Raw genomic sequence first — 26,381 nt, 5'->3', positions numbered from 1 at the left:
TCATGCCGGGTGCACCTCCATCCAGTGGCGCGCGATATCGATGCGGCGGGCGACCCAGGCATCCCCGCTGGCGATGACGTGATCAATGAACTTGGCGAGCGCGAGCGCGCGGGCGGGGCGGCCGGCGATGCGCGCGTGGAGGCCGACCGACATCATCCTTCCGCCTTCGCTGCGCAGTTGCTCGAACGTGTCGCGGAGGTAGCGGAAGAACTGGTCGCCCTCGGTGAAGCCGTTCTGGCTCACGAACTTCATGTCGTTGGCGTCGAGCGTGTAGGGGACGATCAACTGCCGGCCGACCCAGTAGGGCAGGTCGTCGGCATAGCTGTCGGCGTCGTAGGCGAAGCCGCCCTCTTCCGCGATCAGGCGCGCGGTATTGGGGGAAGTGCGGCCCTGGTACCAGCCCAGCGGGCGGGTGCCGGTCAGGCGGGTGTGGAGCGCGACGGCTTCGGCGATGTGCGCGCGTTCGACGGCTTCGGGGACGGACTGGTAGTCGATCCAGCGGAGGCCGTGGCTGGCGATCTCCCAGTCCGCGGCAAGCATCGCCTCGACAGCGGCAGGGTTCGTTTCGAGCGCTTTGGCGACGCCGAAGACCGTGACGGGAAGGGCGCGGTTTGTGAACAGGCGGTGGAGGCGCCAAAAGCCGGCTCGCGCGCCATATTCATAGAGGCTCTCCATCGCCATCGCGCGGTCCGGGTGGCTGACTGCGCCGACCATTTCGGAGAGGAACGCTTCCGAGCCCGCATCGCCGTTGAGGACGCTGTTCTCAGCGCCTTCCTCATAGTTGATGACGAACTGCACGGCCACGCGCACACCGCCCGGCCAGCGCGGATCGGGGGGGGTGGCGCCGTAGCCGATCAGGTCGCGCGCGGGAGTCATGCGTGCCAGGCCTCGAGCGCGGCCTTCACCGCTTCGCCGTCGGGGAGCAGATAGCCCTCGGCCTTGAGGCACGCCTCCAATGCGGCGAGAGTCAGCAGCACCTTATGCTTCATCGCGTTGTAGCCCATCGCGCCGAGCCGCCAGACCTTGCCCTGGAGCGGTCCGAACGCGGTGCCGATCTCGATCTCGAAATGCTCGCGCATCGCGGTGCGGACGCGCTCGCCGTCGACGCCGTCGGGAATGTAGACGCCGGTCACGTTGGTCATCCGGTGCGCATCATCGCCGAAGACCCTCAGGCCCATCGCGCGCAGGCCTGCGGTCATCGCGCGGCCGGCCGAGGCGTGGCGGACAAAGCGGGCGTCGAGGCCTTCGCCGAGCGCCAGCCTTGCGCATTCCCTTGCCGCGTAGAGCATCGAGGTGGCTTCGGTATGGTGGTTGAGGCGCTTGTCCGACCAGTAATCCATTATCATCGCGAGGTCGAAATAGTTGGATCCGATGCGGGGGCCGGCGCCGTCGGAGATGTCGTCGCGACGGATGCCGCGCTCGACGTGGCGGCGCGCGGCGATGTGTGCGGCGGCGGCGTCGGAGATGGTGATCGGAGCCGAGCCGGACGGGCCGCCGAGGCACTTCTGCAAGCCGCCGGTGACGACGTCGATGCCCCAGCGATCGGTCACGATCTCCATGCCGCCGATGGTGGCGGTGGCGTCGACATAGCTCAGCGCGCCGGCTGCTCGGCATAGCGCGCCGAGCCCTTCGAGCGGTTGCGCCATCGTCGTGGAGGTATCGCCGTGAACCGAGGCGACTACCTTGGGGGCGGTGCGTTCGATGGCGGCCGCGATCGCGTCGAGCGGGACGGTCTCGCCCCAGGGGGCTTCGACGGTCTCGACGACCGCGCCGATGCGGGCGAGTATCTCGGTGAGGAGTAGCCCAAACCGGCCGAAATTGACCACGAGCACGGTGTCGCCGGGCGTGACGAGGCTGACCAGTGCCGCCTCGATCCCGGCGCGCGCGGTGCCGTCGATCAGCATCGTCCAGTGGTTGGTCGTGCCGAAGACCGGGCGGTAGAGCGCCATGACCTGGGTCATGTAGGCGGTCATCTCGGGGTCAAACTGGCCGAGCAGGTCAGCGGCCATCGCACGCAACACGCGCGGGTGCGCGTTGATCGGGCCGGGGCCCATCAGCAGGCGCTGCGGCGGGTCGATTTCCCCGAACAACAGGGGGTCAAGCAGGGTCAAGGGTCGCTCCCAGTCTGTCGATGAATCCGGACATGACGGCCAGCGCGATCTCGGCATCGGCGGGGTCGACATGTTCGGCGGGGTTGTGGCTGATCCCGCCACGGCAGCGGATGAAGAGCATCGCCGTCGGGCAGAGCGCGGCCATGACCATCGCGTCGTGGCCTGCGCCGGAGACGAGGCGGCGAATGGGGTGGCCCGCAGCGGTCGTGGCGGCGTCCAGCAGGTCCATGAGGGCTGGGTCGCACGGGCTGGCGGGGAGGTCGTGGATCAGGGTGATTGCAACGTCGAGGTTGCGGCTGCCGGCACCATCTTGCGCAAAACCGCTGTACCCCCGCGAAGGCGGGGGTACAGGAGCCACGGACGGTATCGCCTGTGATCCTGGGACCCCGCCTTCGCGGGGGAACGAGGAAGGGCCGGCAATGGCGCGGATTGCTTCGAGGATGTCTGCGGCGGCCTCGTCGCGTCGGGTCGGGTCCCCTGCGCGAACGTCGAGCGTGAACGTGACGCTCCCGGGAATGACGTTGGCCGCGCCGGGGGATGCTTCGATGCGGCCGACCGTAGCGACGAGATCGGAGGCTGCGGCTCCGGCGATCGTTTCCACCGCGAGGATCATCTCGGCCGCACCGGCGAGCGCGTCGCGGCGGAGTGGCATCGAGGTGGTGCCGGCATGGCCCGCGGTGCCGGTGACGGTTATCTCGTAGCGGAGTTGCGCGGCGATGCCGGTGACCGTGCCGACGGCCAGGCCCTCCGCTTCGAGCAGCGGGCCCTGTTCGATATGCGCCTCGAGATAGGCGAGTGCGGTGCCAGGTGCGCGGGCGGCGGTAAGGTATTCGACGACGTCCAAGCCCATCTCGGCTAGCGCTTCGGCGACCGAGATGCCGTGCGCGTCGATCATGTCGAGCGCGGACGCGTCGAGCGTGCCGGCGACCGCGCGGCTGGTCAGCATCGCGGCGGGGAAGCGGGAGCCTTCCTCGTCGCCGAACGCGATCACCTCGATCGCGAAGGGCAGGCGGCGGCCTTGCAGCGCGGCGACGGCTTCGATCCCGAGCATGATGCCGAGCGGACCATCGTACCGCCCGCCGTCCCGGACGCTGTCGATGTGGCTGGCGATGATCAGCGCGGGCGGATCGGGCGCGAGACCTTCGTAACGCCCGATCAGGTTGGCGGCGGGGTCTATGCGGATCTGCATGCCGGCTTCGACCATCCATGCCCCCACGCGGTCTAGCGCGGCGCGATGGGCGGGGGTGAGATAGCCGCGGTAGAGGCTGTCGGGCAGGTCGCTATACGGCGCGACGCCGAGTTCGTCGCAGCGGGCGACGGCGCGGGCACCGCCGGGGGGGAGTGCGCTTACCACGCGGCCACGCCGCCATCGCTGCGGGGATCGGTCGCGCCTTCGAGCCGGCCATCGGCGTGGCGGACGATCGCGCCGGCGTGGCCCATCATTGCCGTCAGCGGGCCGACGCGTTCGACGTCATGGCCCGCTTCGGCGAGTGCTGCGTACAGGTCACCCGGCAGGCCGTCCTCGATCTTGAGCGTCGTGCTCTGTTCGCCCCAGGTGCGGCCGAGCAGCCAGCGCGGCGCGTTGATCGCGGCCTGGAGATCGCTGCCGTATCGCGCGTAGCGGGTGAACAACGCCGCCTGCGTCTGCGGCTGGCCTTCGCCGCCCATCGTGCCGTAGGCCATCGTCCGGCCGTCGTCGAAGCGGGCGAGCGCGGGGTTGAGCGTGTGGAACGGCCGGCGACCGGGTTTCAGCGCGTTCCAGCCGCTCTCGGCGAGGCGGAACGAACTGCCGCGGTTCTGCCAGGTGATGCCGGTGCCGGGCAGGACGAGGCCCGACCCGAACTCGAAATAGGTCGACTGGATCGCACTGACGACACGGCCCTCGGCGTCGGCAGCGCCGAACCAGCACGTATCGCCCCATTGCGGCGGTTGCGGCCACGGGAGCGCGCGCTTCGAGTCGATCCGTGCGGCCAGCGCATCGAGCGCGGCGGCATCGTCTAGCAACGCCTGCGGTTCGTCGGTCATGAAACCGGGGTCGCCGCAATGCCGGTCGCGCCAGAGGAACGCCTGCTTGGTCGCCTCGATCAGGCGGTGGACGTGGTCGAAGCTTTCGCCTTCCGCCGCGGCAAGGCGATCGAACAGGGCGAGGATCAGCAGCGAGGCGATGCCCTGCGTCGGTGGGGCGCTGTTGTAGAGGCTGGCGCCATCGATGCGGACGGTCAGCGGTGCTGGTTGGGTCGCGTGATGCTCTGCGAGATCGGCAAGCGCAACCGGGCTGCCGAGCGCGTCGAGATCGGCGGCGATCCGTGAGGCGAGGTTCCCGCGATAGAAATCGTCGAGGCCGTTCGCGGTGAGTTGGCGGAGGGTTTGCGCGAGCAGCGGTTGCCGAAGCCTGTCGCCGGCGCGGAGCGGGCGGCCTTCGGGTTCGAAGATTGCGGCATAGGCGCCGGGTTGTCCGCGGAGCTCGTCGCCTTTCGCGGCGGCGATCGCCGCGCCGCCCGTGGTGACGGCAACGCCGGCCTCCGCATTGTCGATCGCGTCGCGCAGCAGGCGGTCGAGCGGCAGGGTGCCGCCGGTCTGCTCCAGCGCCGCGGCCCATCCGGAGATCGTGCCAGCGACCGTATTCGCCGCCAGCGGGCCGCGGTTCGGCACCGCGTCGAGGCCGGTATAGAGGGACAGGTCCGCCTTGGCTGCGGCGGCACCGCAGCCGTGAACCGCGCGAACCTCGCCGTCCGGTTCGCAGATCAGCCAGAAGCCGTCGCCGCCGATCCCCGTCATGTGCGGATAGGCCACCGCCAGCGTTGCGGCGACCGCGACCGCCGCCTCGACCGCGTTGCCGCCGTCGCGCAACACGCCGAGTCCGGCCTCTGCCGCCAGGTGGTGCGGCGCGGTGACCAAAGCTTTGGCGCCGGTGACGGTCGTCAGCGTCATGTCAGTTGGGCAATGCCGCGACGAACGCGCGGACGACGTCGGCGGAATTGACCGCGGCAAGCTCCATGAAGACCGTCATCTGGTTCGCGCCCGCATCGCCGCCGGCAAGATCCGAGAGGCTGCGGAAGACGATCACCGGGACGGCGTTGGCATAGGCGACCTGCGCCACCGCGGCGCTCTCCATGTCGAGCACGGGCGCCTTGTAGGTCTGCGACAGATAGGTGCGGAATTCGGCGTTGTCGGCATAGACGCCGGCGCTGACCCCGGTGCCGCCGACCACGATCTTGGGCGTTTCCGCGAGGCAACCGGCGGCTTTGGCATCCCCGGATACGCAACGGCGCAACTTGACGCCGGCGGCGACTTTCCGCGCCAGGGCGAGCATCGCCGGATCGACCGGGAATGCATAGTGGCGACGCGCCGGCTCGGTCGCATTGCCGACGCGGACGCCGCGGGGGAACATCATGCCGTAGTTCTTCGGCGCGTCCGCATCGGTCGTCTCGGGCGGTGTCCAGCCTTCGCCGGCCTTCCTGGCGAACGACACTTCGAGATATTGCGCCCAGTGTTCGGGGACGACGACGTCGCCGATCGACAGCGCCGGATCGACTCCGCCGGCGATTCCCGAGAACACGATCCGCCGCACCGTGAAGCGATCGAGCACGAGCTGCGTGTTCATCGCCGCGTTCACCATGCTGACGCCGCTCTGCATCAACAGCACTGGCTTGCCGGCCATCGTGCCGGTGAGGAAGGTCAGGCCGTTGATCTTGTACGTCTTCGGCGTGTCGACGGAGTGCGCGAGCGATTCCCATTCCGGCGCGAACGCCGTCATCACGACGGTGCGCGGAATGGCATCGAGCGGTTCGGCAACCGCGGGCGTGGCGACGATCGCGAGCAGGGCCAGAAGAATTTTCATGCGGCGGCACTCATCCAGACGAAGCGAACGACGAACAGGCCAGCGAGCAGGAACAGGAACCAGTCCTTCCGCTCCGCCTGCCCACGCAGCAGTTTCAGCGCGGCGTGCGCGGTGATCCCGAAGGCGAGGCCGTTGGCGATCGAGAAGGTCAGCGGGATCATCGCCACGGTCAGGAAGGCGGGGATCGCCGACTGCGGATCCTCCCACTGAACCTCGGTCAGCGGCAACAGCATGAGCCCGCCGACGATGATAAGCGCAGGCGCGGTCGCCGCGAGCGGCACGATCTGCGCATAGGGCGCGACGAACATCGTCAGCAGGAACAGGACGCCGGTGACGACCGCGGTCAGCCCGGTGCGCCCACCCTCCTGCACGCCCGCCGCGCTCTCGACATAGCTGGTGACGGTGCTGGTGCCCGCCATCGATCCGACGATCGTCGCCGCCGCGTCGGCCATCAGGATGCGGTTGAGGCCGGGAATACGGCCCGCCGCGTCCATCAGCCCGGCGCGCTTGGTGACCGCGACGAGCGTCCCGATATTGTCGAACAGGTCGACGAACAGGAACACGAACAGGATTTCGAGCAGCCCGAGGCCGTGGCTGCCGGTCAGCCCGAACACGCCGGGCAGGTCGAGCGCGAACGCCGTGCCGGTGAGCGCCGACAGGCTGTAGGGCGCGGGTGTCACGGTGACCTGGCCGAAGATCCAGGCGACGAGCGTGGTCGCGACGATGCCGATCAGCATCGCCCCGCGCACTTTCCACACGCTGAGCGTGGCGATCAGGAGCAGGCCGAATAGCGCCAGCACGGCGCCGGGCGCCTTCAGGTCGCCCAGTGCCACGAAGGTCGCGGGGTTGGCGACGACGATGCCCGCGTTCTTCAAGCCGATGAAGCCGATGAACAGCCCGATCCCGCCCGCGACGGCGGCGAACAGGTGCATCGGGATGACCGCGACGATCAGCTGTCGCACGCCGGTCAGCGTCAGGATCAGGAACGCGACACCCGACAGGAAGACGCAGCCGAGCGCGACCGGCCACGGCACGCCCATCTGCTGCACGACAGTGAAGCTGAAATAGGCGTTCAGTCCCATGCCCGGCGCGAGCGCCAGCGGCGTGTTGGCGACGAAGCCCATCAGGATCGAGCCGAATGCCGCGGCAAAGCACGTCGCCGCGGCGACCGAGGCGATCGGCATGCCAGCCTGGCCGAGGATCGCCGGATTGACGAGCACGATATAGGCCATCGTCAGGAAGGTGGTGAAGCCGGCCAGCACTTCGGTACGCGCGGACGTGCCGCGTTCGGTCAGGCTGAAATACCGGTCGAGCCGACCCGTTGCTGCTGTCATGCGTCTTTTCCCCAAACCCCGGGCGGCGGAGACACTCCGATCACCCCCCTGTCTTCCAGCATGGCGGCGAAACGGAACAGCGTCGATTCTCCATTGCGCCGCCCGATCAGCTGAAGCCCTAGCGGCAATCGTCCCGGCCTCCGCAACGGTACGCTGAGCGAGGGAAGGCCGGTGAAGCTGATCGGCTGCGTGTGGATGCCGAGGTCCGACCTCGCGGGTTTCAGCATGCCGTCGATCGCGATGCGCGGATCGGAGACCAGTGGCGCCACGCACGGCGCGGCAAGGGCGAGCAGAACGTCATACTCCGAGACAAGTTCGACGATCATCGCCTTGAACGACCTGCGAAAGTCCTGCGCGGCGTCGTACAGCGCGCGGGGGATAAGCGCGCCGGCGAGGAGGCGGTCGCGGGTGGCGGGATCGAACGCCATCGCATCCTTTGCCAGCGCCGAGCGGTGCAACGTGCCGCCCTCGTAAGCCGTGATCAGGAACGCCGCGGACCGCGCTCGGGCGATGTCGGGCAGGTCGAGCACGGGCGCGTCGGGAGCGATCTCGGAGATCGCTGCCAGCTGGTCCGGATCCGCATTTTGCAGGAAGCGACCGCCCAATTGCGCGACGCGGAACTCTCGGTCGGGATCGTCAGCGGGAGCGCTCCCCCACAACACCTCCCATACGCGACGAAGGTCGGCGACCGAGGTCGCGAACGGGCCGATATCGTCGAAGCTCTCGGCAAACGGAAACACACCGCGCATCGGCAGGTCGTCATGCGTCGGTTTGAGACCATAGACACCGGTCAGGCTGGCCGGCACCCGGATCGAGCCGTTGGTGTCCGAGCCGAGCGCGAAAGGCAGCAACCCGGCGGCGACGACTGCCGCCGATCCGCCCGACGATCCCCCTGCGAGCCGATCGAGATCGTGTGGATTGCGCGTCGTCCCATGCCGCGCGTTGATCGTCGCGAAGCCATAGGCGAACTCGTCCATGTTGAGCGTCGCGACCAGAACGGCCCCGGCTTCGCGCAGCCGGCGGATCGCTTCGGCATCGGCTCGGGCGGGTTCAGCGTCAGCGTAGATCGTGGAACCGGCGGTCGTCGGCAGGCCGGCGACGTCGAACAGGTCCTTCACGCCATACGGCACGCCCGCCAACGGGCCGGGATCCCGCCCCGCCGCGACGTCGTCGTCGATCTGCCGCGCCTCGAGACGCGCACGATCATGAACGATGCGCGTGAGCGCACCGAGGCGACGATCTTCGCTTTCCAGATCGGCGAGACAGCGTTCGACGACGGCACTCGCGGTGGTCAGGCCTGCACGAACGTCGTGGGCGATTGCTACCGCGTCGATCATCGACCGGTCTCCCGACTTTCGTCGCGTAAGTTGCGGGCATGCGTGTCGAGGAGAGCGAGGTTCGCGACGACGCCGGGCATGCACGCGTCCGGTATCGCCAGATCGATGCTCGCCGCCGCTAGCGCGATCTCGGCATCGGTGCGGGGAAGGGCGAGCGCATCCTTGTCGACGTGATCGGCCGACGTCCCTGGTGCCGCGGTGTTCGCCCGCCCGGCACGTGGCGCGCCCGATAGGCAATGCATGACGTGCCGCACCCAGAGCAGGGTCATCGCCTATATGCCTTGAGACGTGCCGAAATCGCCCTGGATCCGCCATCTCGCGGGGTTCGAGAGACGATTATAAGAGGCGGCGTGAGGGTGGGACGGGACATTGCGGGCATGATGCCCGGTTCGATCCGACCGATCCACCACATTGAATTGCGTGTATCGTTGCAAAAATGAGCGCACCCCTGCTCGCGAGCGGTGGAACGTTGCAACCTCGTCCCCCTGACGCGGACGATCGTGAAAAAATCTTCATTTGCGGTTGAGAACCAATATCAATAACTGCTAACGCCCGCTCGTGAATCGGGGGTGTATGCAGTCTGTAGTTCTAAACCGGTACGCCGCGACGTGACCGTACGGCGCGCCCTGTTCCAGGTTCACTGGTTTCTCGGCATCACGGCCGGGTTCGTTCTCGCGCTGATGGGCGTCACGGGCGCCGGGATGGCGTTCGAGGACGAGATCATGGCAGCGCTAAGTCCCGGTGTCGTCAGAATCGCAGCGCCCACCGGACGTGCGAACGCTCTGTCTCCCGACGCGCTGGCCGCCGCCGCTGCCTATCAGCGGGATGGTGCGCGCGTGCAGGACGTGACGATCGAGCGCGATCCGACGCGTGCCGCCGCAGTGCATTTCGCGCCCGAAAAGGGCCAGCGACTGGGCGATCGCAGCTATATCGATCCGCGTACCGGGGTGTTGCTGGGCAAGGCGACCGGCGCCGGCGCCTTCCGCACGATCGAGGATCTGCACCGCTGGCTGGCGCTGCCGGGTGCGGGCAACGGCATCGGCCGGCAGATCACCGGGTTCTCGGCGATCGCGCTGATCTTCTTCGCGCTGTCGGGGTTGTACCTGCGCTGGCCACGCCACCCGCTCGACTGGCGTGCGTGGTTCGTGCTCGACCTGCGCAAGACCGGGCGCAACCTGTACCGTGCACTCCACGCGGTGATCGGCGGGTGGATGCTCGCCTTCTATCTGCTCAGCGCGCTGACCGGGCTGTGGTGGTCCTATGGCTGGTACCGCGAAGGCGTGCGGTATGCGCTGACCGGCAAGAGCGCGCCCGCCGAACGCCGTTCCGCTGAACGCGGTAAAGACGATGCACCGGCCGGCCCGTCGCTGCCGATGGCACCCGCCTGGGCGAATTTCCTGCGCAGCGACGGGGCGCACTACGACCGCGTCGTCGTCACGCTGCCGACCGGGGACAAGCCGGTGACGATGCGCGTCCTGCCGCAAGGCGCGCGGTTCGACCGGATGACCGACGAACTGCGCTTCGATGCCGCCACCGGCGCGTCGCTCAAGACGGATCGCTATGACGACCGCAGCATCGGCGAGACGATCGCGACCAACATCTATCCGCTCCATACAGGGGCATTCTTCGGGCTGCCGGGTCGTATTGCGCTGTTCCTGACCAGCCTGACGATGCCGTTGTTCACGGTGACCGGGCTGTTGCTGTATCTCGCGCGCCGCCGCAGCAAGCGCGCGCTGGCGGCGGTCATGACGTCCGGACAGGCAGAGGACGGCACGGGCGTCCTGGTCGTCCATGCCTCGCAGACCGGCAGTGCGGAGCGGCTCGCCCGGCTGAGTGCCGGCGCGTTCCCGCAGGCGACGGTGCACGCGATGGCGGCGGTGTCGCCGGCCGATCTGCGTGCAGCCGGCACCGTGCTGTTCGTGGTCGCGACCTATGGCGAGGGCGATGCCCCCGATCCGGCGCACGCGTTCGAGCGCTCGGTCATGGCGATGCCTGCCGATCTGTCGGGCGTCGACTATGCGTTGCTAGCGCTCGGCGACCGCGAATATGTCGATTTCTGCGCGTTCGGCCACCGCGTCGATGCGTGGCTGCATGCGAGCGGCGCGCGGCGTCTGTTCGACCTAGTCGAACTCGACGGCGACGATCCCGATGGCGAGCGCCACTGGCAGCAGCAGCTGCACGCGATCGGTGCCGATGCCGCACAGCCCGACTGGCAGCCTGCCGCCTATGCGCCGTGGCCGCTGGTCGAACGCACGCTGGTCAATTCGGGTAGCCCGGGTGCGCCCGTCTACCGCGTCGTCCTGGCCGCGCCGGCGGACGCCGACTGGGCACCGGGTGCGATCGCCGAAATCCAGCCGCGCCACGATCCCGCGCGGATCGACCGCGTGCTCGCCGCCCGCGATGCGACGGAGGACGCCGCGTTGCGCGATGCGCTCGCCACCGCGATCCTGCCGGAGGATGGCATGTTCGATCCCGACGCGCTGAAACCGCTGCCGCACCGTGATTATTCGGTGGCATCGATCACAGCGTCCGGGGTGGTCGAGCTGCTCGTGCGACAATGTCCTGCGGCGGATGGCGGGCTGGGGATCGGCTCGGGCTGGCTCACGAAGATCGCGGCGATCGGCGATCCGATCCCGGTTCGCATCCGCGCGAACCCCGGGTTCGCCGCGCCGGAGGACCCGGCCACGCCACTCGTACTCATCGGCAACGGGACCGGCCTCGCCGGGCTGATGGCGCATCTGCGAGACCGTGCGCGGACCGGTGGCGGCGCCGCGTGGCTGTTCTACGGCGAACGCAGCGCAGGCCATGACCGGCCGTTCGCACACGAACTCGACGGGCTGCTCGGCCTTGGGACGCTCGCCCGGATCGATCGCGCGTTCTCCCGCGACGCGGGGTGCGGTCGATACGTCCAGCACTTGCTCTCCGAGAACGCGTCCGGGATCGTCGACTGGGCCGACCGCGGCGCCGCGTTCTACGTCTGCGGCAGTCTCGCCGGGATGGCGAGCGAAGTCGATGCCGCACTCCGGGCGATCCTCGGCGACGATCGTGTCGAGACGATGATCGCCACCTCCTTGTACCGTCGGGATATCTATTGATGCACGTCCGTTACGCCTTGCTTGCCTCGAGTCTCCTTGCCGCGCTCGCGCCCCTTCCAGTCGCGGCGCAGGACGGCTCGCTGCTCGACGAGATCCTGGTGACCGGGCGTCGTCACAGCGTCCGTCCCGAGCAGGCAGCCGGCGCCACCCGCACGCAGACCCGGATCGAGGATATCCCGCAGGCGATCCAGGTGATCCCGCGCGAAGTGATCGACGAACAGCAGATCACGCGGCTCGGCGATGCGGTCGCCAATGTGTCGAACGTCCAGCAGGGCGGCACGCAGGGCAACCGCTCCGAGCTGTTCATGGTGCGCGGGTTCGAGGTGAATTCCTACGCGATCGACGGGATCCTGCTCAGCCCCGCGCAGAACTTCACCGAGACGGTCCGCGATCTCGCCAACGTCGCGCAGGTCGAGGTGTTGAAGGGCCCCGCATCCGTGCTCTACGGGCGCGGCGAGCCGGGCGGCACGATCAATATCGTCACCCGGCGCCCTTCGCAGGATTTCGGGCTCGAGGCGGCGGTGCAGGCCAATGATTTTGGGTTGCGGCGGGGACAGCTGTCGGTGACCGGGCCGCTCGCCGACACGCTCGCCGCGCGCGTCAGCATGGCAGGGCAGGAGACCGGCAGCTTTCGCGATGACCAGGCGGACGGCGCCCGCGTCTTCTTCGCGCCGACGCTCGCATGGCGTCCCGGTACGAAGACGCGCGCCGATATCGACTATGATTACACCTATCAGACCAGCCCGGGCGACCGCGGCCTGGTCGTCGTCGGCAACACCGTCGCGGGCCCGGTCGGGCGCAGCTTCGGTGAGCCCTGGTCGAAGAATTACGGGCGCTCGCACACGATCCGCGGTCGCATCGAGCACGACGTCGCCGACTGGCTGACGCTGCGCCAGATCGTCTCGCGCCAGTCGGGGGACAGCGGGCGGACGGTCGCCGACTTCACCGGTCTCAGCACCGACGGGCTGTTCGTCCTGCGTCGCGGCGTGAAGCAGGTCCAGCAGGTCTCTGCGACCACCAGCCAGAGCGAGGCGCTGGTCCGCTTCCGCACCGGTCCGCTGGAGCATCTGATGCTCGCCGGCTTCGAATATGTCGACGCACACCGCGACACCAGCGAAGCGCGCGCGACGTTGGCGCGCATCAGCATCGCCAATCCGGTCCAGGGCGCGCAACCCGGCGCCTTCGTGCCGGCAAGGACGATCGCCGTCGATGCCCGCTACCGCGCGGGCTATGTCCAGGACCAGATCGGCATCGGCGACACGATCGACATTCTCGCAGGCGTGCGCTGGGACGATGTCGACCAGACGACCGTCGACAACGGCGTCCGCACCGTCGAGAACGGCCGGCGCGCATCGCCGCGGCTTGGTCTGGTCTGGCATCCGCACCCGGTGCTCGCGATCTACGGCAACTGGTCGACCTCGTTCCGGCCACGTAGCGCCAGCATCTTCGGCGGCGGCTCGGCGCCGCCCGAAACTGGCCGCCAATACGAGGCCGGCATCAAGCTGACCCCGGCGGACAGTCGCTTGATCGCAACCGCCGCGGTGTTCGACATCACCAAGAACAACGTGTCGAGCGCCGATCCGGACAATAGCGGCTTCGTCGTGGTTACCGGGCAGCAACGCGTGCGTGGTGCCGAAATCGACCTCAGTGGCGAGATCCTGCCGGGCTGGCGGATGATCGCCAGCGCCGGCTATCTCGATGCGACGGTAACGCGCGACAGCGTGATCGCGGTCGGCAACCGCCTACGCGGCGTACCCGAATTCAGCGCGAGCCTGTGGACCACCTATCGCGTCGCCAATGGCCCGCTGGCAGGTATGATGCTGGGCGCGGGTGCGACGCGTGTCGGCGAGCGCGAGGGGGACCTTGCCAACACCTACAGGATTCCGGGCTATACGCGCGTCGACCTGACCGCCGACTACCGGATCGCGGACCGCTACCGCCTCGGCCTGATCGTCCGCAACGTCGCGGACACGTTCTACATCGAACAGCCGGTGGCGCGCACGACCAATTATCCGGGCGCACCCCGTACCGTATCGGTTCGCCTCGCGGTGGAGATCTAGCGACCTGCTGCGGCAGACGCCGCAGCTCGAATGGCCGCCGAAGAGCGTATTACGCCATCGCCGCCATGCGCGCGGCGATCTTCTCTTCCTCGGTCCAGACCTTGCGCACGCGCTCCTTCGTCGGCTTGACCTGCTTGACCGGGCCACCGCCCAGTACGGGCGCGCGCTTGGTCGAATGGCGCGCCACTTCGCAATGCCATTCGTGATCGTCCTGAACGGTCAGGGTGCGACCGATCTCACGCTCGACGTCGTGCAGCCAGGCGCGCTGTTCTGCATCGCACAGCGTGATGGCAAAACCGCTGCGGCCTGCGCGACCGGTCCGGCCGATCCGGTGGATATAGCTTTCCGGGAGGCTGGGCAGGTCGTGATTGAAGACATGCGTCACCGTGTCGACGTCGATCCCGCGTGCGGCGATATCCGTCGCCACGAGAACCTGCACGGTCCCGGCGCGGAAGGCGTCGAGCGCACGCTCGCGCTGACCCTGCGACTTGTTGCCGTGCAGCGCTTCGGCGGTGATGCCGGCCTCGCCGATGAAGGCGCAAACCTCGTTGGCGATGTTCTTCTGCAGCGTGAAGACGACCGCCTGGCCCATGTCCGGCGTCTGCAACAGGGCCAGCAGCGCGGCCTTCTTGTCGCCGGCATCGAGGAACATCACCGACTGCTCGATCCGGTCGACGGTGGTCGATGGCGGGGCGATCTCGACCTTTGCCGGATCGCTCAGAAGGCTCTCGGCCAGCGCGGCGATCGACTTCGGCATCGTCGCCGAGAACAACAAGGTGTGGCGATCCGCCGGCAGCGTCTCGACGATCCGCTCGATCGGCTTGGCAAAGCCCATGTCGAGCATCTGATCCGCCTCGTCGAGCACCAGCGCCTCGAGCTGCGACAGGTCGCACAGGCCCTGGTCGATCAGGTCGAGCAGCCGGCCCGGTGCCGCGACGATGATGTCGACGCCAGCCTCGAGCGCCTTGACCTGGTGGAACTGGCTGACGCCACCGAAGATCGTCGTCACGCGCGGCTTCAGATGGCGGCCAAAGCTCTCGAAGCCTGCGGCGATCTGCGACACCAGCTCACGCGTTGGCGCCAGGACGAGGATACGAGCACCATTTTTGGGTGCAGGCCGAGGATCGGCAGCAAGCCGGTGCAGCAGCGGCAGTGCGAAGGCTGCGGTCTTGCCCGTGCCGGTCTGCGCCATACCGAGCATGTCGCGACCCTGCAGAAGCATCGGGATCGATTGCGCCTGGATCGGGGTCGGGCTGACATAGCCCTCTTCAGTGAGCGCCTGCAGCAAAAATGGCGCAAGGGCGAGATCGGCGAAAGTCATGGTCATTGTCACGCGGCGCCTCCAGCGCTGAGCTAGGCTGCGCCTCGTGAGGCTTAGCGTATTGGCGAGCGCGGGCTGTTAGGTGCGATGCTGCACTGCGTCAACGTGGAATGCTGTTTGGGCAGGCTGAGGTCTGCGCTGACGGAGAGCGGCAGGCGGGCTATGCTCGGGCCGAGCTGGCAAGTCGGCGCTTGCACCCCGCACTTCAATGTATAGTATACGATATCCGAATGGAGAAGATTATGCTTGCGAGCCGCCGGGATGTGTTGATGGGGACGACGGCGGTGGCGCTCTTGTCGGTGGGCGAACAGGCGTTCGGCAAGGATACGACGACGCTGTTGCCGCCGCGGGCCAAGCCCCTGCCGCTGTCCGCGGTACGATTGCGACCATCCGTCTACGCGACTGCGGTCGAGGTCAATCGGGCGTATCTGCTGCGGTTGAGCGCGGATCGGCTGCTGCACAATTTCATGGTCTATGCCGGGCTTCCCGCCAAGGCCCCACTGTACGGCGGATGGGAAAGCGATACGATCGCCGGGCATACGCTGGGCCATTACCTGACCGCGCTGGTTCTGATGCATGCGCAGACCGGTGACGCGGAATGTCGCGTCCAGGCCGAGTACGTCGTCGCGGAACTGGCACGGGCGCAGGCCAAGCGCGGGACGGGGTATATCGGCGCGCTGGGGCGCAAGCGTAAGGACGGGACGGTCGTCGACGGAGAGGAGATCTTCCCCGAGGTGATGCGCGGTGAGATCAAGTCGGGCGGGTTCGATCTCAACGGCTCTTGGTCGCCCTTGTATACGGTGCACAAGGTGTTTGCGGGATTGCTCGACGTGCACGCGGCGTGGGGCAACACGCAGGCGCTGGCTGTCGCGACCGGACTCGGTGCGTATTTCGCAAGGGTGTTCGCAGCCCTCGACGATGCGCAGATGCAGCAGTTGCTGGGGTGCGAATATGGTGGCCTGAACGAGAGTTTCGCCGAGTTGTCGGCGCGGACCGGGGATCGTCGCTGGCTCGATGTGGCGGAACGGCTCTACGATCGGAAGATGCTCGATCCGATGGTCGCGGGTGAGGACAAGCTGGCCAATTTCCATGCCAACACGCAGGTGCCGAAGCTGATCGGCCTGGCGCGGATCCACGAACTGACCGGCAAGCCCGCGCCTGCGAATGCCGCGCGGTTCTTCTGGAATACCGTCACGCAGCACCACAGCTATGTGATCGGCGGCAATGCCGACCGCGAGTATTTCTCTGAACCCGACAGCATCGCCACGCACATCACCGAGCAGACGTGCGAGCATTGCAACAGCTACAACATGCTGAAGCTTACGCAGCAGCTATACGGCTGGGCGCCGGACGGCGCGATGTTCGACTATTACGAGCGCGCGCATCTGAACCATATCATGGCCGCGCAGAACCCGAAGAATGCGGGCTTCACCTATATGACGCCGCTGATGACGGGGTCGGCGCGCGAGTATTCGACACCGGCGGACGACGCGTTCTGGTGCTGCGTCGGGACGGGCATGGAGAGCCATGCCAAGCACGGCGAGGCGATCTTCTGGGAGGGCGGCGATACGCTGCTGGTCAATCTCTACATCCCGGCGGAGGCGCGGTGGAAGGCGCGCGGCGCGGTGCTGACGCTGGATACGCGCTATCCCTACGAGCCGGAATCGCGACTGACGCTGACCAAGCTTGGCAGGCCGGGACGCTTTCCGATCGCGTTGCGCGTGCCGGGCTGGGCGAACGGGCGCGCGACGGTGACGGTCAACGGCACCACGGTCGTGCCGGTGATCGCGAAGGGCTATGCGGTCGTCGAGCGGCGGTGGAAGGCCGGCGACGTCGTCGCGATCAGCGTGCCGCTCGACCTGCGGCTGGAGAGCGCGCCGGGCGACATCGATACGGTCGCGGTGCTGCGCGGGCCGATGGTGGTAGCGGCCGATCTCGGATCGACCGAGGTGAAGTGGGAGCGAGCCGATCCGGCGATGGTCGGGGCGGACCTGCTCGCCGCGTTCACGCCGACCGCGGCCGGCGGCGCGACCTACGCGACGCACGGGATCATCCGGCCCGGCGACCTGAACTTCGTCCCGTTCTACAGCCAGTACGACCGGCGCAGCGCGGTGTATTTCAAGCGGTTCAGCGAGACCGCGTGGAAGACCGAGGAGGCGGCGTTCCTGACCGAACAGGCGCGGTTGAAGGATATCGCCGCACGGTCGGTCGACGTGATGCATCTGGGCGAGATGCAGCCCGAGCGCGATCATGCGCTGACGTCGGAGATTTCGTATCCGGTCAGCTATCGCGGGCGGAATGGGCGCGATGCGCGGTCGGGCGGATTTTTGGAGTTCGCGATGAAGACCCGCGCAGGGCCGCTGGTGTTGCAGGCGACCTATTGGGGCGACGAACGCGCGCGCGATTTCGATATTCTGGTCGACAATGTGAAGGTCGCGACCCAGCATCTCGAGGCGGACAAGCCGGGCAAGTTCTTCGATGTGGATTATCCGCTGCCGGTCGGACTTACGAACGGCAAGGCGAGCGTGAAGGTGCGGTTCGTGCCGCATGATCGATCGTCCGCCGGGCCCGTGTTCGGTGTGCGGATCGTGACCGCCAAGCCGGGTGCTGCCGCATGAGCGAAGACGTGCGGATGACGCTCGACGAGGTGCGGGCACTGGCGCGCAAAGTCCTGCTCGGGGCAGGGCTGTCGCGCGCGCATGCCGAGGCGGTGGCGGAGACGATGGTCGCCGGCGAGCGCGATGGCTGCGCGAGCCACGGCATCTACCGCCTGCTGGTCGCGGCGAACAGCATCGCGAAGGGCGTCGTGGCGGTCGATGCCGATCCGGTGGTGAGCGAACCGGCGCCAGCCCTGGTCCGCGTCGATGGCGGCGGCGGGTTTGCGCAACTCGCGTTCGAGCGCGGCCGACCGCTGCTGGCGAAGAAGGCGCAAGGGTACGGGATCGCCGCGCTGGCACTCAACAACGTCGTGCATTTCGCGGCGTTGTGGCCCGAGGTCGAGGCGCTGGCCCAGGATGGTCTCGTCGCACTCGCGGTCACGCCGAGCCATGCCTGGGTAGCGCCGGCCGGTGGCACGCAGCCGGTCTTCGGGACCAATCCGATCGCGTTCGGCTGGCCGCGGCCGGGGCGCGAACCGTTCGTGTTCGACTTTGCGACGAGTGCGGTCGCACGCGGCGAGATCGAACTGCATCGGCGCGCGGGGAAGGCAGTGCCCGACGATTGGGGCTATGATGCAGATGGGCAGCCGACCACCGAGGCGGCGGCGGTGTTGAACGGCGCAATGCGGACGTTCGGCGGGCACAAGGGCTCGGCGCTGGCGGCGATGGTGGAATTGCTCGCGGGGCCGCTGATCGGCGACATGACCAGCCGGGAGTCGCTCGAGGCGGACGCGGCACGCGGCGGGTCGCCGATCGGCGGCGAACTGATCATCGCGATCGATCCCGCCGGGTTCCTCGGCAGTGCCGTGACCGAACATCTCGCGCGTGCGGAAGCGATGTTCGGCGCGATCGAAGAGCAGGGCGCGCGCCTGCCGTCGCAGCGGCGTTACGCGGCGCGGGCGCGGAGTTTGACCGAGGGCGTGGCGATACCGGCTGCGCTGTACCGCGACATCATGGCGCTGGTTCCAGGAGAATGACGATGAAGGCTCTGATCCTGTTGCTTGCGCTAGGCTCCACGGCGGGGGCGGCAATGCCGGCCAATGCTCCAAAGGCGGCTGCGGCGGCGACGTCTGCGGATGCGCGGTTCAGGGCACTCTACACGTCGGAATATGCGTGGCGGCAACTTCAGTTTGCGCAAGGTGAGGACAACCCGAACGCCGCGCCCCGCCTGCCGGACGTTGGCCCCAAGGCGCAGGCCGACCGGCTCGCGCGCTGGACCGACGTGTCGCGCCAACTGGCGGCGATCGCCCCCGTCAGCCTCTCGCCCGCCAACCGTGTCAATTACGCCGTCTATGCGCAACAGATCGAAGCCCTGCTCGCCGAGCAACGCTATCGCGACTACGAAAAGCCGCTGACCGCGGACACGAGCTTCTGGGGCGATGTCGCCGAGAGCGCGCGCGGCAATTTCAAGTCGGTGAAGGACTATCGCGATTACATCGCGATGATGCGGCAGATCCCTCGCTATTTCGACCAGCAGACCGGCAACATGCGCGCCGGGCTCGCGCGCGGGTTCACCCCGGCGCGGGTGACCCTGACAGGTCGCGATATCGGCGTTGCGCAGGTCGCGGAGGCGAAGACGCCGCTGGAGTCGCCGTTCTACGAGCCGTTCAAGACATTCCCCTCGACGATCCCTGCCGCCGACCAGGCTGCGCTGAGGGCCGAGGGCGCGACGGCGATCTCGCAGGCGGTCGTGCCCGCCTATGCGACGCTGCTGAAGTTCCTGCGCACCGACTACATCCCGCATGCCCGCGAGGGGCTGGCGGCGTACGACCTTCCCGACGGCAAGGCCTATTACCAGTCGAAGGTCCGCGAATACACCACGCAGGACCTCACGCCGGAGCAGATCCATACGCTCGGGCTCGCCGAGATCGCCAAGATCCGCGCGCGGATGGATGGTGTCATGCGGAGCGTGAAGTTCCAGGGCGACCTGCAGGCGTTCTTCAATCACCTGCGCACCGATCCGCAATTCTATCCCAAGACGCCGAACGAGCTGCTGTACCGCGCGGCGTGGATCGCCAAGACGTTCGATGGCAAGGCGTCGTCGTGGTTCGGGCACCTGCCGCGCAGCCGGTTCGCGATCAAGCCGGTGCCCGCGGACATCGCGCCGTTCTACACCGGCGGGCGTGGTGGGCCGGGCATCTATCTGGTCAACACCTATGCCCTGCCGTCGCGGCCGTTCTATTCGCAGATCGCGTTGACGCTGCACGAGAGCGCGCCGGGGCATGCGTTCCAGATGCCGCTCGCTTCCGAAAACAAGGCCCTGCCGGCGTTCCGGCGCGACACGTATCTGTCGGTCTATGGCGAGGGCTGGGCGCTGTATTGCGAAACGCTCGGCGAGGACATGGGGATGTACGAGACGCCGTACGACCTGTTCGGGATGCTGAGCTATCAGGCATGGCGCGCCGCACGGCTGGTGGTCGATACCGGCATCCACGCCAAGGGCTGGAGTCGGAAGCAGGCGCAGGACTATCTGCACGACAACACCGCGCTGTCGGATCACGAGATCGAGACCGAGGTGGACCGCTACATCGCGTGGCCGGGGCAGGCGCTGTCCTATTACATGGGGCAGATGGCGTTCCAGGCGGCGCGGAAAAAGGCGCAGGACAGGCTCGGCGCGAAGTTCAATATCCGCGCGTTCCACGACGCGATGCTCGAGATGGGATCGGTGCCGGTCCCGGTCATCGAGGCGCGCACGGACCAACTGATCGCGAAAGGCGGGAAGGGGCCGTATCCAGACGAGGAGTGAGTGCGCGCTAGGGTTTGCCCGGCACTACTGCGTTTTATGTCGTGGTTGAGTGCTCGCTGTTCCGCATGGGAGAGAGCTGTTCGACGTTCGCGTGCGGGTCCGATGCTCCAATCTTCGAAACCGAAACGCCGCCGCGCCTAAAACCATGCACGAACCCCCAGCGCGAGCGCGATGCCGCCGGTGTCGTCGCCATCGGCACGAGCGAAGCGTGCCGTCGCGCCGTAGCGACGCTCCCACGATACGCCGACATAGGGCGCGAACTCGCGTTTGATCTCGTAGCGGAGGCGGAGACCGACTTCGGCGGTCGATAGCCCAGCGCCGATCCGGCTGCCCGGCATGTCCTGCGCGGCGAAGTTCAGTTCGACGCGCGGCTGGAGGATCGCGCGTTGCGTGATGCGCTGGTCGTACCATGCCTCGCCTCGCGCGAGCACGTCGCCCTTGTCCGACAGGAAGACGGTACCTTCGACATCGAACCAGTACGGCGCGAGTCCCTCCACGCCGACCACGGCGTAGGTCCGTTTGGCACCTGCGCCGAGATCCTGGCGGACGCCGGCCTGGAGGTTCCAATAGGGATCCAGCGCCTTCGAATAGAGCACCTGCACTTCTGCGTCGTCGACCCTGTCGGCAAAGCTGCCTTCGCCTTCGGTCTTGACCACCAGGCGGTGGATGTCGCCACCGAACCAGCCTTCGCCGTCCCAGCGATAGCCGTCGCTGCCGTTCCGGACCTGCACCTCGGCGAGGTTGAAAATGACCTGGCTGAGCCGCATGCCGCCATGCTCGTCGCGCGTCAGTCGGTTGGCCGTCGCCATCGTCGCGGGATCGTAGAACCGCGCGGCGGCAAGCGTTGTGGGCGGGGCGGGGGGCGGCGCGTCACCGGCAGCCTGATCGGTACCCGACGGCGCTACCGGTGCCGGCTCGGATGACGGTGCCGCAGGCGTGCAATGCCCCATCGCTGCGTGTTCAGGCGGGCATGCGTGGGACAGGGGCGCTGCCGATGTCGAACTCGGTGGTCCTGCCGGCGCCGTCATGTCCATGCCGGGCATTGCCATCGGCTTGGCGACCTCGGCATGAGTCTTTCTCGGTATGGGCTTCGGTTTTTCCGAGGGTTTCGCCTTCACAACCGCCCTGGCCTTCGCAGCCGCCTTCGGCTCCGCGTGCGGTTTTACATCCGGTTTTGCTGGCCCCTTCGCGGGCATCGTCATGCCGGGCATCTTCATCCCGGCCATGTCGTGCATCTGCGCCGCTGCGGGCGTTGCGACCATAAGGATCGGCACGGTCAGCAGGAGCGTCTTCATGCCGCTGCTCCCGGCGCGTCGTCGGCTCGAACCGTGACGACCTGCATCATGCCGGCGTGCATATGATAGAGAAAGTGACAGTGGAACGCCCAGTCGCCGATCGCGTCCGCGGTAAGATCGAACGTCGCGGTGCCGCCGGGGGCGACGTTGATCGTATGCTTGCGCGGCGCGTGGTCGCCGTGTCCGGTCACCAGTTCGAAGAAATGCCCGTGGAGGTGGATCGGGTGCGCCATCATCGTGTCGTTGACCAGCGTAACCCGGACGCGCTCGCCCGCACGAAACGGGATCGGTGCCTTGACCTCGTTCAGCTTCACGCCGTCGAACGCCCACATATAGCGTTCCATGTTGCCGGTCAGGTGGATTCGCATCTGCCGCGATGGCGCGCGCAGATCGGGATTGCGCTCCAGCGCGACCAGATCCCTGTAGACCAGCACCGTATGGCCGACGTCGCCAAGTCCCTGGGGCGGTTCACCGGTGCGATCCATCGGCATTGGCGCCACCGTCTGGACGGTCGGCGTTTTCGGCAACCCGGGTGCGTTGGAGAAATCGCGCATAGAGTGACTCATGCCGGCCATCCCGCCTTCGCCCATCGGTTCGTCGGGCGTGCAGTGCCCCATCGCCGCATGTTCGGGCAGGCACGTCGCGGCCGGCGTACTGGCGGGTGCCGCGTGGTGTTCCATACCCTTCATCCCGGACATGCCCTCCATCCCGGACATGCCCGTCATATCGCCCATGCCCATGTCCTTCATGGTCGCGAGCGGTCGCGTACGCAGCGCGGGGACGGCGGCGATCATTCCCACGCGTGGTGCCAGTGTGGCGCGTGCCAGGCCCGACCGGTCCCAAGCCTCGGCGACCAGCGTATAGGCGATCGGTGCGGCCGGCTCGACGATCACGTCGTAGGTTTCGGCGACCGCGATCTGGAACTCGTCGACTGCGACCGGTTTCACGTTCTGACCGTCGGCCTGAACGATCGTCAGCTTGAGGCCGGGAATACGCACGTTGAAGATCGTCATCGCCGATGCGTTGACGATCCGCAGCCGGACACGCTCGCCAGGCTGGAACAGCGCGGTCCAGTTGTCCGCGGGGCCGTGCCCGTTGACGAGATAGGTGTAGGTCGATCCGGTGACGTCGGACACGTCGGTCGGGTCCATTCGCATCCCGCCCCACATCGTGCGGTCCTTCAGCGGCTGATCCTTGCCACTCAGCAACCCGGCGAGCGTCTGCTTCTGGTAATTGAAATAGCCACCCTGCTGCTTCAGTTTCTTGAAGATCGCGTGCGGGTGCAGCGGGCTGTGATCGGACAGCAGGATGACGTGCTCGCGGTCCGACGCGATTGGGTCGGTGCCCGCGGGATCGACGACGATCGGACCGTAATGGCCCATCTGCTCCTGCAATCCCGAGTGGCTGTGATACCAGTAGGTGCCGGACTGGATCAGCGGGAACTCGTACGTGAAGGTCGTACGCGCCGGAATGCCGGGAAAGCTGATCCCCGGCACGCCGTCCATCTGGAACGGCACCAGCAGGCCGTGCCAGTGGATCGAGGTTTCCTCGTCGAGATCGTTGGTGACCGCGAGCTTTACCGTCTGGCCTTCGCGCAGGCGGATCAGCGGACCCGGCACGGTGCCGTTGATACCGATTCCGTGCGCGGGCCTGCCGTCGATCGTCATCATCTGGTGCGCGACCTTCAGCGCGATCGTGTCGCCGGAGACGGTCGGCAACGGCGTCGTCGTCCCCGCCGTCACCGGTTGCGCCCAGGCCGGCAGCCACGGCACCGCAAGCGCGCCGACACCACATCCCGCGTTCCGAAGAAAGCGGCGGCGATCTTGGTCAATCATGCTGGGCCTTACGCGTGAGTGTCATGCTGATTATACGCGGCACGGCTCCGCTGCCCTCAAGCGGACGTCGAAAGTACAGCGCGCGCGCGCCGGACCCGCGTTTCGACCGCCTTCACGCTGATCCCCAGCGCCTCCGCCGCCTCGGCCTGGCTCAGGTCCTCGACCGTGCACAGCAGCAGCGGCTCGCGTAGCGCCGCGGGCAGCCGACCGATCGCGCCCAGCGTCCGTGCCAGCGTGTCGCGACCGATTGCCGCGGTTTCGACGTTCACGGTGTCGTCCACGACATCGCGCGTCGCGTGCAACGGCAGGATGTGTGACAGGAAGTTCCGGACGCGCCGCCGCCGCGCCCAGTCGCGACATTTGTTGATCGCGATCCGAGCAAGCCACGCGCGAAGCGACCGCGTCGTATCGAACCGGGCCAGCGCACCATGCGCGGCGACGAACGTCTCCTGGACCAGATCGAGGGCCTCGTCGGCGTCACGGACCTGCGCGACGATCAGCCGGTAGAGCGGCTGCTTGTGGCGCATGACGATCGTCGCGAACACGGGCTGCGCGCGCGTCGCTAGATACAGCGAGACGAGGTCAGGATCCGCCAGTGCATCGAGGTTGACGCTCACGGGGCCGAGGTCAGCGCCCGTACGACGACCGTGTCGAAGGTCGCGGCCTGGTCCGGACGGAGGACGCGGCGCATCGCAAAGACATGCGCGAGCGTCGCCTTCTGCAGCTCACCCATGTCGTGATGCGACCGGTCGATCGCGGCGGCGACCTTCGGCCCGTTGCCGTGCTCTTCGGCGATCGCGGACGCCAAGTGCGCGTTGTCGGCGCGAAGCTGCGCCTCGTAGCGTTGCCTCGTGACCGAGAAATCGGCTTCGAGCGCGTCGATCGCAGCATCCTGGCGCGCATCGAGTTCGATGTTCGCGTGGATCAGCGCGTGGATCTCCGACCCGCGATGGCCGTGCGGCAGCATGATCCGGCAACCGATCACGACACCCGCGAGTGCCGCCAGGAATGCGAGCAGCATCGTCAGCAGATTGCGCCGCACCGCCGCCGTCATCGGCCGAGCAACAAGGTCGACGGGGCCAGCGAGTCGGTGCTCATCGGACCGGCGATCGCGGGCTGGACGGTGCCGCCGACCACGCCGCCTCCGACCAGGCCGAGTGCGAGTGCTGCACCGATCGAGAGCCTGCCGATGCTGCGTCGTCCGGCATCGTCGCGTGCGGCGCTGTCGATCGCGGCAAACACATCGGTCTCGATCGACGACAACCGGGCCGGGATCGGCGTGGAGGCCATCGAGGCTAGGCAGGCGTCGACAGGATCTTTCATGGCATGCTCCGGATCTTTCCCTGTCATACGCGGGGCAGGCGGCAAACCCTCAAGCAATCGAAGCGGGTGCGCATGCCGGGACCGTGTGGCCCGCCACGCGGGCTCACAGGTATTTCAGCCACCAGATATCCTTGCGGCGCCGCTTCAGCGCGGAAAACCAGCGGGTCGGAAAATAGAGCGGCACGATCAGTGCCGCGAAACAGACCCATACCCAGGCGAGCGAATCGAACCCGAAGATCGCGCCGTGATTGGGTCCGAAGATCGCCAGTGCGGACAGATAGAGAATCCGCAGCAGATAGAGGTGGAAGAGGTAGAAGAACATCGGCGCACCGCCGAGTACCGACAGCCAATGCGATACACGCCGGCCTTCCAGCCTTTCGAAGACACCGAGCAGGATCGCGCCGATCCCGAGAGTCGGCAACAGGAACAGCAGCGAAGGCGGATATTTGGTCAGTGCCAGAAAGCTCATGAGAGTGCGCAGGCGATCGCCCGGCACCACGAACCACGGCGTATCGCCGTAGACGTTGAACAGCCGCAAAAGCGTGAACCCGACGACCATCGCGATGCCGAGTATCCTCAGCCGCCGCCGCCGTTCGTCCGCGGCGAGGATCGTGAACCAGGGACCGATCGACCAGCCGAGGCAGATCACGCCGATCCAGGGTAGCACCGGATAGTTGATCTTGATGGTCATGCCGAGGAACTGCGTCACCGAACGCTCGTGAACGACGCCCCACGGCACGTAGAGCGGATGATCGGGCGGCAGGACGATCCCGTCGAGCAGGTTGTGCGCGCCGACGATGGCCAGCCCCAGCATCAGGATCGCCTTGCGTGGCAGATGCAGCAGTGCGGCGAGCGCGATCATGCACAGCGCGATCGCCCAGATGACCTGAAGGAACACGAACTGGAACGGCAGTTCGGCGCGCCACGAGAAATTCACGAAGGTCAGTTCGAGGACCATCAGGAACAGCCCGCGCTTGAGCAGGAATGCGGATGTTTCGGCCGGCGTGTGCTTCTGGCCGTACAGATACGCCGACAGCCCGGTCAGCGCGACGAAGACCGGTGCGCACAACGTGCTGGTGATGCGCGTGAAGAAGAGCGCGGGCATGACGGTCCGGGCGTCGACCGGATCGCTGACGGGCATGTACAGGACCCACGTCTCGCGCAGGTGATCGAGCAGCATGAGCAGCATGACGAGCCCACGCAGCGCGTCGATGCTCATCAACCGCCCAGTCGCAGTCGCAGTCGCAGCGGGGGCGGCGGCGGGGCCGCGCGTCGTTGCGGATACGGCCGCCGTCGTCTCGCCTGCCAAGCTCGCCATGCCCGCCTCCAAACCGGATCATCCGGAAATCACCGCGGCTCGCGGCAGCGATACGCCGTATTGTGCGTGGAGACCTTCTGGAAGCACCGAATTCCCGATTACTCGCGC

Annotated in this window: 20 protein-coding genes; 5 read left to right on the top strand and 15 right to left on the bottom strand. The window is 67.4% G+C overall.

Annotated elements, in window-relative coordinates; translation table 11 throughout:
* The 8 genes from puuE to C8J45_RS07030 are packed head-to-tail and all read right to left on the bottom strand — an operon-like array spanning window position 1 to window position 8,892.
* A complete protein-coding gene (gene puuE, locus C8J45_RS07065; RefSeq protein ID WP_107962554.1) occupies window positions 1-876 on the bottom strand; it encodes an allantoinase PuuE in 876 nt (291 codons plus the stop codon).
* A complete protein-coding gene (locus tag C8J45_RS07060; RefSeq protein ID WP_219907360.1) occupies window positions 873-2,054 on the bottom strand; it encodes an alanine--glyoxylate aminotransferase family protein in 1,182 nt (393 codons plus the stop codon). Before C8J45_RS07060 ends, puuE begins: the two co-directional genes overlap by 4 nt.
* A gap of 43 nt (window positions 2,055-2,097) precedes the next feature.
* Window positions 2,098-3,465, bottom strand: coding sequence for a Zn-dependent hydrolase (locus tag C8J45_RS07055; RefSeq protein ID WP_107962640.1), 1,368 nt, complete (start codon window positions 3,463-3,465; stop codon window positions 2,098-2,100).
* On the bottom strand, window positions 3,459-5,042 hold the full coding sequence (locus C8J45_RS07050; protein WP_107962553.1) for a gamma-glutamyltransferase family protein: 1,584 nt from the start codon (window positions 5,040-5,042) through the stop codon (window positions 3,459-3,461). Before C8J45_RS07050 ends, C8J45_RS07055 begins: the two co-directional genes overlap by 7 nt.
* 1 nt (window position 5,043) lies before the next feature.
* Entirely contained in the window at window positions 5,044-5,952 is a 909-nt protein-coding gene (locus C8J45_RS07045; RefSeq protein ID WP_107962552.1) for a 5'-methylthioadenosine/S-adenosylhomocysteine nucleosidase, read from the bottom strand.
* Window positions 5,949-7,286 (bottom strand): NCS2 family permease, encoded by a 1,338-nt coding sequence (locus C8J45_RS07040; RefSeq protein ID WP_107962551.1) that lies wholly within the window; start codon window positions 7,284-7,286, stop codon window positions 5,949-5,951. Before C8J45_RS07040 ends, C8J45_RS07045 begins: the two co-directional genes overlap by 4 nt.
* A complete protein-coding gene (locus tag C8J45_RS07035; protein ID WP_107962550.1) occupies window positions 7,283-8,623 on the bottom strand; it encodes an AtzE family amidohydrolase in 1,341 nt (446 codons plus the stop codon). Before C8J45_RS07035 ends, C8J45_RS07040 begins: the two co-directional genes overlap by 4 nt.
* A complete protein-coding gene (locus C8J45_RS07030; protein ID WP_107962549.1) occupies window positions 8,620-8,892 on the bottom strand; it encodes a DUF4089 domain-containing protein in 273 nt (90 codons plus the stop codon). Before C8J45_RS07030 ends, C8J45_RS07035 begins: the two co-directional genes overlap by 4 nt.
* Window positions 8,893-9,231: 339 nt before the next feature.
* Between C8J45_RS07030 and C8J45_RS07025 the strand changes: the two genes are divergently transcribed.
* Entirely contained in the window at window positions 9,232-11,718 is a 2,487-nt protein-coding gene (locus tag C8J45_RS07025) for a sulfite reductase flavoprotein subunit alpha (RefSeq protein WP_258191340.1), read from the top strand.
* Entirely contained in the window at window positions 11,718-13,778 is a 2,061-nt protein-coding gene (locus C8J45_RS07020; RefSeq protein ID WP_107962548.1) for a TonB-dependent siderophore receptor, read from the top strand. The genes C8J45_RS07025 and C8J45_RS07020 overlap by 1 nt, the downstream gene beginning before the upstream one ends.
* Window positions 13,779-13,827: 49 nt before the next feature.
* Here C8J45_RS07020 and C8J45_RS07015 read toward each other — a convergent pair whose 3' ends face one another.
* Window positions 13,828-15,105 carry a DEAD/DEAH box helicase gene (locus C8J45_RS07015; RefSeq protein ID WP_107962547.1) on the bottom strand — a complete coding sequence of 426 codons (1,278 nt, stop codon included), beginning with the start codon at window positions 15,103-15,105 and terminating at the stop codon, window positions 13,828-13,830.
* A gap of 224 nt (window positions 15,106-15,329) precedes the next feature.
* On the opposite strand from C8J45_RS07015, the gene C8J45_RS07010 reads away from it, so the two are divergent.
* The 3 genes from C8J45_RS07010 to C8J45_RS07000 are packed head-to-tail and all read left to right on the top strand — an operon-like array spanning window position 15,330 to window position 20,502.
* Complete coding sequence (locus tag C8J45_RS07010; RefSeq protein WP_258191339.1) at window positions 15,330-17,717, top strand: glycoside hydrolase family 127 protein; 2,388 nt, start codon at window positions 15,330-15,332, stop codon at window positions 17,715-17,717.
* On the top strand, window positions 17,714-18,733 hold the full coding sequence (locus tag C8J45_RS07005; RefSeq protein ID WP_107962546.1) for an Ldh family oxidoreductase: 1,020 nt from the start codon (window positions 17,714-17,716) through the stop codon (window positions 18,731-18,733). The genes C8J45_RS07010 and C8J45_RS07005 overlap by 4 nt, the downstream gene beginning before the upstream one ends.
* A gap of 2 nt (window positions 18,734-18,735) precedes the next feature.
* On the top strand, window positions 18,736-20,502 hold the full coding sequence (locus C8J45_RS07000; RefSeq protein WP_107962637.1) for a DUF885 family protein: 1,767 nt from the start codon (window positions 18,736-18,738) through the stop codon (window positions 20,500-20,502).
* Window positions 20,503-20,639: 137 nt separating this feature from the next.
* Here the strand turns inward: C8J45_RS07000 and C8J45_RS06995 are convergent, their stop codons facing one another.
* From C8J45_RS06995 to C8J45_RS06970, 6 genes are all read right to left on the bottom strand, one after another.
* Entirely contained in the window at window positions 20,640-21,797 is a 1,158-nt protein-coding gene (locus C8J45_RS06995) for a copper resistance protein B (protein WP_107962545.1), read from the bottom strand.
* A complete protein-coding gene (locus tag C8J45_RS06990) occupies window positions 21,794-23,632 on the bottom strand; it encodes a copper resistance system multicopper oxidase (RefSeq protein WP_107962544.1) in 1,839 nt (612 codons plus the stop codon). The genes C8J45_RS06995 and C8J45_RS06990 overlap by 4 nt, the downstream gene beginning before the upstream one ends.
* Before the next feature lie 56 nt (window positions 23,633-23,688).
* Window positions 23,689-24,249: an RNA polymerase sigma factor gene (locus C8J45_RS06985; RefSeq protein ID WP_107962543.1), complete on the bottom strand. Its 561-nt coding sequence runs from the start codon at window positions 24,247-24,249 to the stop codon at window positions 23,689-23,691.
* A complete protein-coding gene (locus C8J45_RS06980; RefSeq protein ID WP_107962542.1) occupies window positions 24,246-24,686 on the bottom strand; it encodes a periplasmic heavy metal sensor in 441 nt (146 codons plus the stop codon). Before C8J45_RS06980 ends, C8J45_RS06985 begins: the two co-directional genes overlap by 4 nt.
* Window positions 24,683-24,955: a hypothetical protein gene (locus tag C8J45_RS06975; RefSeq protein WP_146168572.1), complete on the bottom strand. Its 273-nt coding sequence runs from the start codon at window positions 24,953-24,955 to the stop codon at window positions 24,683-24,685. The genes C8J45_RS06980 and C8J45_RS06975 overlap by 4 nt, the downstream gene beginning before the upstream one ends.
* A 103-nt stretch (window positions 24,956-25,058) precedes the next feature.
* Complete coding sequence (locus C8J45_RS06970) at window positions 25,059-26,273, bottom strand: DUF1624 domain-containing protein (RefSeq protein WP_107962540.1); 1,215 nt, start codon at window positions 26,271-26,273, stop codon at window positions 25,059-25,061.
* Between the last annotated feature and the right edge of the window lie 108 nt (window positions 26,274-26,381).

Origin of the sequence: Sphingomonas sp. PP-CE-3G-477 (assembly GCF_003050745.1) — a bacterium.
Classification (GTDB): Bacteria; Pseudomonadota; Alphaproteobacteria; order Sphingomonadales; family Sphingomonadaceae; genus Sphingomonas.
The sequence above is the reverse complement of the archived record's forward strand: the minus strand, read 5'-3'. Positions and strand labels throughout refer to the sequence as shown.